Source organism: Dickeya sp. Secpp 1600 (assembly GCF_003049805.1).
Taxonomy (GTDB): Bacteria; Pseudomonadota; Gammaproteobacteria; order Enterobacterales; family Enterobacteriaceae; genus Dickeya; species Dickeya fangzhongdai.
Genome location: NZ_CP023484.1, coordinates 1,366,766 through 1,379,129, shown reverse-complemented (window position 1 = coordinate 1,379,129; position 12,364 = coordinate 1,366,766). Strand labels below are relative to the sequence as shown.

At 60.2% G+C, this 12,364-nt stretch carries 10 protein-coding genes; 7 read left to right on the top strand and 3 right to left on the bottom strand.

The window, feature by feature from the left end; genetic code table 11:
* The first annotated feature begins 3 nt into the window (after positions 1-3).
* The 5 genes from kdpB (at position 4) to CPA59_RS06290 (ending at position 6,619) form a co-directional block, all read left to right on the top strand.
* Positions 4-2,070, top strand: a complete 2,067-nt coding sequence (gene kdpB, locus CPA59_RS06310; protein WP_038918306.1) for a potassium-transporting ATPase subunit KdpB — start codon at positions 4-6, stop codon at positions 2,068-2,070.
* A 15-nt stretch (positions 2,071-2,085) separates the two neighbouring features.
* On the top strand, positions 2,086-2,661 hold the full coding sequence (kdpC, locus tag CPA59_RS06305; RefSeq protein ID WP_107758898.1) for a potassium-transporting ATPase subunit KdpC: 576 nt from the start codon (positions 2,086-2,088) through the stop codon (positions 2,659-2,661).
* A gap of 28 nt (positions 2,662-2,689) precedes the next feature.
* The gene (gene kdpD, locus CPA59_RS06300) at positions 2,690-5,419 is read left to right on the top strand and encodes a two-component system sensor histidine kinase KdpD (protein WP_107758897.1); all 2,730 of its coding nucleotides are present in this window, start codon (positions 2,690-2,692) and stop codon (positions 5,417-5,419) included.
* Positions 5,416-6,105, top strand: a complete 690-nt coding sequence (gene kdpE, locus CPA59_RS06295) for a two-component system response regulator KdpE (protein WP_038918302.1) — start codon at positions 5,416-5,418, stop codon at positions 6,103-6,105. Before kdpD ends, kdpE begins: the two co-directional genes overlap by 4 nt.
* 85 nt (positions 6,106-6,190) lie before the next feature.
* Positions 6,191-6,619, top strand: a complete 429-nt coding sequence (locus CPA59_RS06290) for an EamA family transporter (RefSeq protein ID WP_038918300.1) — start codon at positions 6,191-6,193, stop codon at positions 6,617-6,619.
* Between the two features lie 68 nt (positions 6,620-6,687).
* Here the strand turns inward: CPA59_RS06290 and pgm are convergent, their stop codons facing one another.
* Both pgm and seqA read right to left on the bottom strand, forming a co-directional pair.
* Entirely contained in the window at positions 6,688-8,331 is a 1,644-nt protein-coding gene (gene pgm, locus CPA59_RS06285) for a phosphoglucomutase (alpha-D-glucose-1,6-bisphosphate-dependent) (RefSeq protein ID WP_038918299.1), read from the bottom strand.
* A 25-nt stretch (positions 8,332-8,356) separates the two neighbouring features.
* Complete coding sequence (gene seqA, locus CPA59_RS06280) at positions 8,357-8,893, bottom strand: replication initiation negative regulator SeqA (RefSeq protein WP_107758896.1); 537 nt, start codon at positions 8,891-8,893, stop codon at positions 8,357-8,359.
* A 256-nt stretch (positions 8,894-9,149) separates the two neighbouring features.
* Here seqA and ybfF point away from each other — a divergent pair, with 256 nt between their 5' ends.
* Both ybfF and ybfE read left to right on the top strand, forming a co-directional pair.
* Positions 9,150-9,920, top strand: coding sequence for an esterase (gene ybfF / locus CPA59_RS06275; RefSeq protein WP_038918297.1), 771 nt, complete (start codon positions 9,150-9,152; stop codon positions 9,918-9,920).
* A 288-nt stretch (positions 9,921-10,208) separates the two neighbouring features.
* The gene (ybfE, locus tag CPA59_RS06270) at positions 10,209-10,490 is read left to right on the top strand and encodes a LexA regulated protein (protein WP_033111703.1); all 282 of its coding nucleotides are present in this window, start codon (positions 10,209-10,211) and stop codon (positions 10,488-10,490) included.
* 61 nt (positions 10,491-10,551) lie between these two features.
* Here ybfE and CPA59_RS06265 read toward each other — a convergent pair whose 3' ends face one another.
* Positions 10,552-12,243, bottom strand: a complete 1,692-nt coding sequence (locus CPA59_RS06265) for a methyl-accepting chemotaxis protein (protein ID WP_049853563.1) — start codon at positions 12,241-12,243, stop codon at positions 10,552-10,554.
* Positions 12,244-12,364: the final 121 nt, after the last annotated feature.

The window sequence follows — 12,364 nt, the reverse complement described above, 5'->3', positions numbered from 1 at the left end:
AAGATGATTCGTAAACAGCAAACGCTTTTTGATTCCGCTCTGTTGCGTAACGCGCTGGTGGATTCGGTAAAAAAACTCGATCCGCGCGTCCAGTGGCGCAATCCGGTGATGTTCGTGGTGTATATCGGCAGCCTGCTGACCGCCGGTATCTGGCTGGCGATAGTCAGCGGACAAACCGCCGGCAGCGCCGGGTTCACCGGCGCGGTTTCACTGTGGCTGTGGGTGACGGTACTGTTCGCCAACTTCGCCGAAGCGCTGGCGGAAGGTCGCAGCAAGGCGCAGGCGGAAACCCTCAAAGGCGTGAAAAAAACCAGTTGGGCCAACAAGCTGGCCGCGCCGCACCATGACGCCGCCACCCAGAAAGTGCCGGCCGACAGCCTGCGCAAAGGCGACGTAGTGCTGGTGTCCGCAGGCGAGATGATCCCCTGCGACGGCGAGGTGCTGGAAGGCGGCGCCTCGGTGGATGAAAGCGCCATCACCGGCGAATCGGCGCCGGTGATCCGTGAATCCGGCGGCGATTTCGCCTCGGTGACCGGCGGCACCCGCGTGCTGTCCGACTGGCTGGTAATCCAGTGCACCGTCAACCCTGGCGAAACCTTTATCGACCGGATGATCGCCATGGTGGAGAGCGCCAAACGCCGCAAAACCCCGAACGAGGTGGCGCTCACCATCCTGCTGGTGGAACTGACCATCATTTTCCTGCTGGTGGTCGCCACGCTGTCGCCGTTCTCCTGGTTCAGCGTCACCGCCAACAACAGCGGCTCGGTGATTAGTATCACCGTGCTGGTAGCGCTGCTGGTGTGCCTGATCCCCACCACCATCGGCGGCTTGCTGTCGGCCATCGGCATCGCCGGCATGAGCCGCATGCTGGGCGCCAACGTCATCGCCACCAGCGGCCGTGCGGTAGAAGCCGCCGGCGACATCGACGTGCTGCTGCTGGACAAGACCGGCACCATCACGCTGGGCAACCGTCAGGCTTCCGCGTTTCTGCCGGCGCCGGGCGTGAGCGAGCAGGCGCTGGCCGACGCAGCGCAGCTGGCCTCGCTGGCGGACGAAACCCCGGAAGGCCGCAGCATCGTGGTGCTGGCCAAACAGCGTTTCGGTCTGCGCGAACGGGCGCTGCGGGACCTGGACGCCACCTTCGTGCCCTTCTCGGCGCAGACCCGCATGAGCGGCGTCAATATTCAGGGGCGCACCATCCGCAAAGGCGCGGTGGACGCGCTGCGCCGCTATATTGAAGCCAATCAGGGCCAGTTCCCGGCGGAAGTGGAAGACGCCGTCGCCGGCGTGGCGCGTCAGGGCGGCACCCCGCTGGTGGTCGCCGAAGGCAAGCGCGTACTGGGCGTGGTGGCGCTGAAAGATATCGTCAAAGGCGGTATCAAGGAGCGTTTCGCCGAACTGCGCAGCATGGGCATCAAGACCGTTATGATCACCGGCGATAACCCGCTGACCGCCGCCGCCATTGCCGCCGAAGCGGGCGTGGACGATTTTCTGTCGGAAGCCACGCCGGAAGCCAAACTGGCGTTGATTCGCCAGTATCAGGCGGAAGGCCGCATGGTGGCGATGACCGGCGACGGCACCAACGACGCCCCGGCGCTGGCGCAGGCCGACGTGGCGGTGGCGATGAACTCCGGCACCCAGGCGGCCAAAGAGGCCGGCAACATGGTGGATCTGGATTCCAACCCCACCAAGCTTATCGAGGTGGTGCATATCGGCAAGCAGATGCTGATGACCCGTGGTTCGCTGACCACGTTCAGCATCGCCAACGACGTAGCCAAATATTTCGCCATCATTCCGGCCGCGTTTGCCGCCACCTATCCGCAGTTGAACGCGCTAAACGTGATGCAACTGCACTCCCCTGCCTCGGCGATGCTGTCGGCGGTGATCTTCAACGCGTTGATTATCGTGTTTCTGATCCCGCTGGCGCTAAAAGGGATCAGTTATAAACCCATGAGCGCCGCGGCGCTGCTGAGCCGTAACCTGTGGATTTATGGGCTGGGCGGTCTGCTGGTGCCGTTCGTCGGCATCAAACTAATCGACGTGCTCCTGACTGTCACCGGGCTGGCGTAACTGAAGGTAATTATCATGAATTATGTCCGTTCTTCCATGGTTTTATTACTGCTGATGACCCTGATCACCGGCGTCGGCTACCCGTTGCTGGTCACCGCGCTGGGGCAATGGCTGTTCCCGGTGCAGGCCAACGGTTCCCTGCTTTATCGGCAGGACGAAGCGGTCGGCTCGTCGCTGATTGGGCAAGCGTTCAGCCGTGACGGGTACTTCCAGAGCCGCCCGTCCGCCACGTCGGACAGCGCCTACAACGCGATGGCGTCCGGCGGCAGCAACCTCGCCGTCAGCAACCCGGCGCTGGACAAAGCCGTCAGTCAGAACGTCGCGGCCTGGCACCAGCGCCGCGGCGACAACGCGCCGGTACCGGTGGAGCTGGTCACCGCTTCGGCCAGCGGCCTGGACCCGCACATTTCAGTGTCGGCCGCCGACTATCAGGCCGGACTGGTCGCCAAAGCGCGCGGTCTGACGCAGGATCAGGTAGAGCAGTTGATCAATCGCTATACGCGCACGCCGTGGCCCGCATTTATCGGAACGCCGGTGGTGAATGTCGTAGAATTGAATATGGCGTTAGACCAGCTTAAACCGCTTCCCTGATTAAGGGCCCACCCTACGAGGAACAGAAATGACCGACGAGGAACAGCGTCGACCCGACCCGGACAGCCTGCTGAGCCAGATTGAAGAACAGCCGCGCGGCAAACTGAAAATCTTCTTCGGCGCCTGCGCCGGGGTCGGGAAAACCTACGCCATGTTGCAGGAAGCGCAGCGCCTGAAGGCCCAGGGGCTGGATGTGCTGGTCGGGGTGGTGGAAACCCACGGGCGCAGCGAAACCGCTGCGCTGGTGGAGGGGCTGCCGCATTTGCCGATGAAGAAAATCAGCCATTACGGCCGTCATCACCATGAATTCGATCTGGACGCGGCGCTGGCGCGCTGCCCGGCGCTGATCCTGATCGATGAACTGGCGCACAGCAACATCCGTGGTTCCCGTCATCCCAAACGCTGGCAGGACGTGCAGGAACTGCTGGACGCCGGCATCGACGTGTTCACCACCGTCAACGTGCAGCACCTGGAAAGCCTGAACGACATCGTCGGCGGCGTGACCGGCATCCGGGTGCGGGAAACCGTCCCGGACCCGATTTTTGACGACGCCAATGAAGTGGTGCTGGTGGACCTGCCGCCTGACGACCTGCGCCAGCGCCTCAATGAAGGCAAAGTTTACCTGCCGATGCAGGCGGAACGCGCCATCGAAAACTTCTTTCGCAAAGGCAACCTGCTTGCTCTGCGCGAACTGGCGCTGCGGCGTATGGCCGACCGGGTGGACGACCAGATGCGGGCGATGCGCGCCAGTCAGGGACGCGAACGGGTCTGGCATACCCGCGACGCTATCCTGCTGTGCATCGGCCGCGGCGCGGGCAACGAAAAGCTGGTGCGCACCGCCGCCCGTCTGGCCGCCCGTCTGGGCAGCATCTGGCACGCGGTTTACGTCGAAACGCCGCGCCTGCACCGTCTGCCGGAAGGCGAACGACGGGCGATCCTGCGCGCGCTGAAACTGGCGCAGGATCTGGGGGCGGAGACCGCCACCCTTTCCGACCCGTCGGTGGAGCGCGCGGTACTGCGCTATGCCCGCGAGCACAATCTGGGCAAGATCGTGATTGGCCGTCACCCCGAACAGAAACTCGGCTGGTGGCGCCGCACCCGCTTCGCCGAGAAACTCGGCAAGTTAGGGCCTGACCTCGATTTGGTCGTGGTATCGGTGCAGGACGACGCCGCGCCGCCTCCGCCCAAGACCCCGGATATCCGGGGAATCACCGACAAATGGCGGTTGCAGCTGTACGGCTGCGGCGTCGCCGCCCTGCTCTGCACATTGATTACGCTGCTGGCGCTGTGGTCGCCGTTCTCCATGCTGGAGCCGGTCAATCTGGTCATGCTCTACCTGCTGGCGGTGGTGATCATCGCGCTGTTTTATGGCCGCTGGCCGTCGGTGTTCGCCGCGGTCATCAACGTCGCCAGTTTCGATCTATTTTTTGTGGTGCCCAAGGGGACATTCGCGGTAGCAGACGTTCAGTATCTGGTCACGTTTGCGGTGATGCTGACCATCGGTATTCTGGTAGGGAATCTAACCGCCGGCGTGCGTTATCAGGCCCGCGTCGCCCGCTACCGTGAGCAACGGGTGCGGCATCTGTACGAAATGTCCAAGGCGCTCAACCGCAGCCTGTCGGTGCAGGATATCGCCAAAGCCAGTCACCATTTCCTGCGTTCCACCTTTCAGGCCAAGATCGCCATTCTGCTGGCCGAGCCGGTATCCTCCCCGACGGCAGAGCTGCAACAGGCCGCGCTCGACGAACCCGATCAACTGATCGTCGATCAGGCCATCGCCCGCTGGAGCTACGATCACGCCGCCCCCGCCGGAGCCGGCACCACGACCCTGCCGGGCGTGCCGTATCAGCTTCTGCCGCTGGCGACGCCGCAACTGACCTTCGGCGTCATCGCCATCGAGCCGAATAATGTTCGCCAGCTGATGATTCCGGAGCAGCAACGTATGCTGGAAACCTTCACGGTATTGATCGCCAACGCGCTGGAGCGTTTGCATCTGGTCAAAAGCACCGAAAACGCGCGGCTGGACGCTGAACGCGAACAGCTACGCAACTCGCTGCTGGCTGCTCTGTCCCATGATTTGCGCACCCCGTTGACGGTGCTGTTTGGTCAGGCGGAAATCCTGACGCTTAACCTGGCGTCCGAAGGCTCGCCCTATGCGCCGCAGGCCAGCCAGATCCGCCAGCACATCCTCAGTACCACCCGGCTGGTCAACAACCTGCTGGATATGGCGCGCATCCAGTCCGACGGCTTCAATTTGCGCAAAGAGTGGCAAACGCTGGAAGAACTCGCCGGAAGCGCGTTGCGGCAGTTGGAAAATTCGCTGGCAAACAATACTATTCATTTACGGCTGCCGCAGGACATGACCCTGGTGTACTGCGACGCCAGCCTGATCGAACGGGTGTTGATCAACCTGCTGGAAAACGCCATCAAATATGCAGGCGAGCAGGCGACGATCACCGTTTCCGCCAGCCAGGTTTCCTCCCCGACCTCCGGCGATATGCTGGAAGTGCAGGTGCGGGATAACGGCCCCGGCATCCCCGAAGGTCAGGAAAGAATGATTTTTGACAAGTTCGCCCGCGGGCACAAAGAATCTTCCATTCCCGGCGTCGGTCTGGGGCTGGCGATCTGCCGGGCCATTGTGGAAATTCACGGCGGACGAATCTGGGCCACCAACGCGGATGACGGCGGCGCGGTGTTCCACTTTACTTTGCCGCTGGCGCCGCCGCCGGCGCTCGAACCTGAAGAGATGGAGTCCTGACCCTGTTACAGACCAACATCCTGATCGTAGAAGATGAGAAAGAGATCCGGCGTTTTGTCCGCAACGCGCTGGAGAACGAAGGCTGTCGCGTATTCGACGCTGAAACGCTGCAACGGGGACTGATCGAAGCCGCGACCCGTAAACCGGATCTGATTATTCTCGATCTGGGTCTGCCCGACGGCGACGGCATTGATTACATCCGGGATCTGCGCCAGTGGAGCGCGATTCCGGTTATCGTGCTGTCCGCCCGTACCGACGAGCAGGACAAGATAGACGCGCTGGACGCCGGCGCCGATGATTACCTCACCAAACCGTTCGGCATCGGCGAGTTGCTGGCACGGGTTCGGGTGGCGCTGCGCCGTTTCAGCGCCTCCCAGCAGGAAACCCCGCTCATTAGCTTTTCGAACGTCACGGTGGATTTGGTCAATCGTCAGGTCATGCGCGACCAGCAGGAACTGCACCTGACGCCGATTGAATTCCGGCTGCTGACCACCCTGCTCGCCAGCCCCGGCAAGGTGCTGACGCAGCGCCAACTGCTCAATCAGGTCTGGGGCCCTAACGCGGTGGAGCACAGCCATTATCTGCGTATCTACATGGGTCATTTGCGTCAAAAACTGGAACACGACCCGGCCCGCCCGCGCCATTTTCTGACCGAGACCGCCATCGGCTACCGGTTTATGCCCTAGCTTGTGTCCTTTAATGATTCATGCCGCTGGCGCCCTGCCCGCGTCAGGCGTAGCATCCTGATTTTTATCCGCGAGAAAAATATCAATGAGTAGCTGGTTACTTTACGCCTTGCTGTCGGCGTTGTGCGCCGCGCTGGTGGCGCTGTTTGGCAAAATCGGCCTGCAACAGCTGGACGCCAATACCGCCACCGCCATTCGTGCGGTGATCATGGCGCTGTTTCTGGTCGGCGTAGTGGTAGCGCAGGGCAAAACATCGTTGTTCGGCACCGTACTTGCCAACCACAAGGCGATGGTGTTCATCGTGCTGAGCGGCGTGGCGGGCGCGCTGTCCTGGCTGTTTTATTTTATGGCGCTAAAAAGCGGCACCGTCGCGCAGGTGGCGCCCATCGACAAACTGAGCGTGGTGTTCGCGGTGATTCTGGCGGCGCTGCTGCTGGGAGAAAAAGTGTCGCTGTTGGCCGGGGTTGGCGTCGCGCTGATTTCCGCCGGCGCGCTGTTGGTGGCGTTGGGATAAACGACTGGCCGCAGGCATAAAAAAGGCGCTGTTGACACAGCGCCCTGCTTTTCAACCGGGTTGACCCGTTACTTCGCGCTGCTCAACACCGCGCTGACAATCTCAACCGCTTCTTTCTCGATTTTCTCGCGGTGCTCCGCGCCGAGGAAACTTTCGCAGTAAATTTTGTAAGCCTCTTCCGTGCCGGACGGGCGCGCGGCAAACCAGCCGTTGTCGGTCATCACCTTCAGGCCGCCAATCGACGCGCCATTGCCGGGCGCAGCGGTCAGACGAGCGGTGATCGGGTCGCCTGCCAGCGTGCTGGCGGACACCATTTCCGGCGACAGTTTGGACAACGCTGCTTTCTGCGCGTGCGTCGCCGGCGCCTGCAAACGGTTGTAGCTCGGCGCGCCAAAACGCTCGGCCAGCGCATCATAGTGCTGCTGCGGGTTTTTGCCGGTCACCGCGGTGATTTCCGCCGCCAGCAGACACAGGATGATGCCGTCTTTGTCGGTCGACCACGGTTTACCGTCAAAACGCAGGAACGACGCGCCGGCGCTCTCTTCGCCGCCGAAGCCCAATGTCCCGTCGAACAGGCCGTCTACAAACCATTTGAAACCAACCGGCACTTCCACCAGTTTACGGCCGAGATCCGCCACCACCCGGTCGATCATGGCGCTGGACACCAGCGTTTTGCCGACCGCCACCGACTCGCTCCACTGCGGGCGATGACGGAACAGGTAGTTGATAGCCACCGCCAGATAGTGGTTCGGGTTCATCAACCCGGCCGGGGTGACGATACCGTGACGGTCATAATCCGGATCGTTGGCGAAAGCCAGATCAAACTTGTCGCGCAGCGCCAGCAGACCAGACATCGCCGACACGGACGAGCAGTCCATGCGGATCACGCCATCGTGATCCAGCGTCATGAAACGGAAGGTCTGATCGACGGCGTCGTTGACCAGCGTCAGGTCCAGCTGGTAGCGCTCGGCGATGCGCTGCCAGTAGGCAATGCCGGAGCCGCCGAGCGGATCGACGCCGAGTTTCAGGCCGGCGCGCTGAATCGCCGCCATGTCCACTACCTCGCCCAGCGCCTCGACATACGGTTCAACCAAATCGCGCTCGTGCAGATGACCGCTCAGGCGCGCCTTATCCAGCGACTGACGTTTCACGTCGCGCAGATTGTCCGCCAGCAGCGCGTTGGCGCGTTTCTCAATCACGCTGGTGAGGTTGGTGTCCGCCGGGCCGCCGTTAGGCGGGTTATATTTGATGCCGCCGTCTTCCGGTGGGTTATGGGAAGGGGTAATCACGATGCCGTCCGCCAGCGCGCCGCCCTGACGATTGTGCACCAGAATCGCGTTCGACACCGCCGGCGTCGGGGTAAAACCGTTATCCTGCTGAACAATGACGTCAACGCCGTTGGCCGTCAGCACTTCCAGCACCGAGATAAACGCCGGCTCGGACAACGCATGGGTATCTTTCCCCACGTAGCACGGCCCCGTGATGCCCTGGCGGCTGCGCTCTTCGGCAATCGCCTGAGCAATCGCCAGAATATGGGCTTCATTGAAGCTGTGGCGGGCGGCGCAACCGCGATGCCCGGAGGTGCCGAATTTAACCGACTGAGCCGGATTGGTGACATCCGGGCGCAACACATAATACTGGGACGTCAACTGTGCGACATTAATCAGGTCGCTTTGCCGGGTAGGTTGTCCGGCTCTCGGGTGATTAGCCATTGGCGTTTCTTCCTGACGCAGTGATTTAAATAGTGCCGCAAACTTTCTCAGTCAGTTCCGGCGGGAACTGCATCGCCAGCATGATGTACTCGATCATGCTGCGTTTGCGACCGGTATTGGTGTTGGTGATAACCCAGTAAGGCGTGTCGTCGATGTGCCGGGGTTTGGTCTGAGCGCCGTGCAGCAACAAGGTCTGCTCGTCGGCGGCAAAATAGACGCGGGTGCGGCCATGCAGCGATTCGGTAGCAGCCGCAAACGCTTCCGGCGACAGGCGATGCAGGGTGGACAGTACCAGCAGAAAACGATTGACCGCCTTGTTCTGCTCGGCATATTCGTCCGACAGCAGCAACTCGCGCACGGTTCTTATCCGGTCACGAGACGGCTGTGCGGCCGCAGGCTGGGCGATTGTCGACGCCGCTGGCGACGGAGTTGCCGCGGCGGCTGGCTGCGCGCCGCTGAATTTCAGCATGCGCCGTAAAATATCCGATGCACTCTCGCCGATATGCTGAGTGTGGCTGGCGATATAACGGTAAAGCTCGTCGTCGACCTCAATAGTTTTCATTTTTATCCAGTACTGTTTTATGTCTTTAATCAATCATCAGGAATTATACAGGCTATGCGCAACCCGCGAACAGCGTCAGACGCCGGTGACGCCAAATTCAGGATTATCCTGAATTTGCGCACGCATCCCTGTTCCATGAATGCGGCTTTCTATCCCCTGCCCCGACGAGCGCTGCCCGACAGAGTTTACCCTGCGGCGAAGCGTCATGGTAAAGTCATGATACCCTAAGCCACTGTCTCTCTGAATGAACTTCACCATGAAATTGAATTATCGCTGGCAAAACGCGCAACACCCGCAGAACCGGTTACCGGTTATTCTCATTCACGGCTTGTTTGGCAATCTGGACAATCTTGGCGTTCTGGCCCGCGACCTGCAAAAACACCACGATACGTTGCAGATTGATCTGCGCAACCACGGGCTGTCGCCCCGCTCTCCGGAGATGAACTACCCGGCGATGGCGCAGGATGTGCGTGAACTGATTGACGAACTGGGGCTGGAGCGTGTGATTCTGGTCGGTCACTCGATGGGGGGAAAGGTATCGATGGCGCTGACCGAAATGCTTGCCGGGCGTATCGAGCGCATTGTGGCGATTGATATCGCGCCGGTGGACTATCAGGTGCGTCGTCACGACAACGTTTTCGCCGCCATTCGCGCCGTTAGCGATGCTGGTGTGGAGCAGCGCGCCAAAGCCGCGGAAATCATGCGTGATTACCTGCCGGGCGAAGAAGGCGTCGTCCAGTTTTTGCTGAAGTCTTTCCAGCAGGGAGAATGGCGCTTTAACGTGCCGGTATTGTGGGATCAGTACGAACACATCGTTGGCTGGCAAGAGGTGCCCGCCTGGCCCGGCCCGATCCTGTTTATCCGCGGCAGCGAGTCGCCTTATCTGGACGATCGCTATCGCGATGCGCTGCTGCGCCAGTTCCCTGCCGCCAAAGCGCACGTGGTGAGCGGCGCCAGCCACTGGGTTCATGCGGAAAAACCGGAAGCGGTGCTGCGCGCCATCCACCGTTTCCTGGCCGCCGATTGATAACGCAGCAGGCAACGTCGGAATCTCGGCTGCCGGACATCGGCGCCAACCGGAGTCAATCTACGGTTTAATTGCGCGCCGCCCTCCAGTAAACCGTTGTCGCCACCGCAACGGCTGGGGTATCATGGCGCGCGCAGTATTGAGGGACGGCTGTCTGGCCACTTGCATCGTTAACCACATTTCATCAAAACGCGGCCTGAGTTGCCGAAAGCGACGGATTACCCCGGTGTTCGAATCCCGGTGATCAAAAGCGGCGTTTTGGCCGAATTTCTTGCAGTACCATTATCTATGGCAAAAGAACAAACGGATCGCACCACGCTGGATCTGTTCGCGAACGAGCGTCGTCCGGGGCGGCCCAAAACCAACCCGCTCTCCCGCGACGAGCAGTTACGGATCAATAAACGCAATCAGTTACGGCGTGACCGGGTGCGAGGTCTGCGTCGCGTTGAGCTGAAAATCAATAGTGAAGCGGTAGACATTTTGAATGCGTTGGCTGAACAAAAAAACATCAGCCGCAGTGAACTGATCGAACAAATACTGCTGGCGCAGCTGGCGGAACAAGAAAACTAAACCTCGCTGGCGTCGTCCATGACGCCGGTCGTCCTATTACATCAGAACGTTTCCACGACTATCAGAACGTTTCCCAGTTATCGCTGCTCTTTTTGCTGCTGCTCGTCGTAGCGGCCGGCAGGGCTTTGGCGGGAGCCGCCACCGCTTTGGACGGCGCCTGACGATCGCGTCTCGGCGGCAGACCGGCCGACTGTTCTTCCGACAGACGGAATACCGATACCGCTTCGGTCAGCACCATCGCCTGCTCTTCCAGCGAACGGGTTGCCGCCGAGGCTTCCTGTACCAGCGCGGCGTTCTGCTGAGTCACGCTATCCATTTCCGTGATTGCCTGACCGGCCTGTGCGATACCTTTACTCTGCTCATCCGACGCCGTGGCGATTTCCGCCATAATGTCGGTGACGTTGGTTACCGCGGTCACGATCTCGCTCATGGTGCTGCCCGCATCGGCTACCAGCGTCGACCCGTTATCCACACAACGCACCGACTCGGCAATCAGGTGTTCGATCTCTTTGGCTGCCTGCGCACTGCGCTGCGCCAGACTTCTCACCTCGCCGGCCACCACGGCAAAGCCCCGTCCTTGTTCACCGGCGCGGGCCGCTTCCACCGCCGCGTTCAACGCCAGAATGTTGGTCTGGAAGGCAATACCGTTGATAACGCTGGTGATCTCGGCGATTTTCTTCGAGCTGCCGGAGATTTCCGCCATGGTTTTCACTACATTATCAACCAAATCCCCGCCCTTACTGGCGGTGGTGGAAGCCTGACGGGCCAGCTGACTGGCGTGGCTGGCGTTTTCAGCGTTCTGTTTTACCGTTGATGTCAGCTGTTCCATGCTGGCGGCGCTTTCTTCCAGCGCTGCCGCCTGTGACTCGGTGCGAGCCGCCAGATCGTTGTTACCGGAAGCGATTTCCGATACGCCCTGATAAATAGAGTCAGCACTGGTACGAATGGTGCTGACGGTATTGGCCAGACTGCCCTGCATATCGCGCAACAGCGGGAACAGCCGGCCCACGCAGTTGTTGCCGAAATCCAGAATCGGTTTCCCCAGACGGCCGTTGGCAATCACCTGGAAATGATCGCGCAGATCGTTAAGCGGGCGCACCAGACAAGCCACCAGATAGCGGTCGGTCAGGAATAACATCACCAGACCGGCGATCAGCCCCGCCAGCAAAATGTTCTGGCCGACGCCAGTGATAGTCTCCAGTCGGTTGCCGGCATCGACGAACATCGTCGAACCCGCTTTATTAAAGTTGGTGAAAGAGACGTTGAACTGGCGGCTGAAGGCCGGCACGATATCTTTGGCGAATTTGTCATAGTCATCGAACTTTTTGTCCGCCGCACGCTGGAACATGGGCTCGACGCCCTGAGTAATCAGATTGCCCCAGTCGCGGATTACCGCGTCAACCAACTCCGGCGACATGCCGGCATGATCAATCTTCTTGAATGCTTCCAGGTTGGATTTCAGTAAATCCAGCGCGGCCTGTGATGATTTTTGCTGTTCGTCCGCTTTCTGGTTATCGCCGCTCTGACGATAGTCAATCGCACGCGCCAGTCGGGTCACCATGCGGAAATACTGGTCGTTGCCGGTGTTAACCAAATTCATATTGTTGACCAGCAACGCACTGGTTTTGGAGGTTTCGTTCATGGTCCGGAACGAATACATGGTGTAGACCGAAACAGCAATCCATAACACACAGAAGATGCCAAGCACCCACAGCATGGCTGTGCGAATGGCAATATTTTTTAGGAATTGCATAGTTGACTCCATAAATGGGCTATTGGTCGAGGAGGTAAGTCTTGTTTTGATTTATGCGATGAGAAAGTCTCTCGCTTTGTAAGAAACATTGCTGCACATTTACATTCAATAAAAGCACCAT

Coding starts and splice junctions, on each gene's coding strand:
- kdpB (WP_038918306.1), top strand. CDS start 4: ATGATTCGTAAACAGCAAACGCTTTTTGATTCCGCTCTGTTGCGTAAC.
- kdpC (WP_107758898.1), top strand. CDS start 2,086: ATGAATTATGTCCGTTCTTCCATGGTTTTATTACTGCTGATGACCCTG.
- kdpD (WP_107758897.1), top strand. CDS start 2,690: ATGACCGACGAGGAACAGCGTCGACCCGACCCGGACAGCCTGCTGAGC.
- CPA59_RS06290 (WP_038918300.1), top strand. CDS start 6,191: ATGAGTAGCTGGTTACTTTACGCCTTGCTGTCGGCGTTGTGCGCCGCG.
- pgm (WP_038918299.1), bottom strand. CDS start 8,331: ATGGCTAATCACCCGAGAGCCGGACAACCTACCCGGCAAAGCGACCTG.
- seqA (WP_107758896.1), bottom strand. CDS start 8,893: ATGAAAACTATTGAGGTCGACGACGAGCTTTACCGTTATATCGCCAGC.
- ybfF (WP_038918297.1), top strand. CDS start 9,150: ATGAAATTGAATTATCGCTGGCAAAACGCGCAACACCCGCAGAACCGG.
- ybfE (WP_033111703.1), top strand. CDS start 10,209: ATGGCAAAAGAACAAACGGATCGCACCACGCTGGATCTGTTCGCGAAC.
- CPA59_RS06265 (WP_049853563.1), bottom strand. CDS start 12,243: ATGCAATTCCTAAAAAATATTGCCATTCGCACAGCCATGCTGTGGGTG.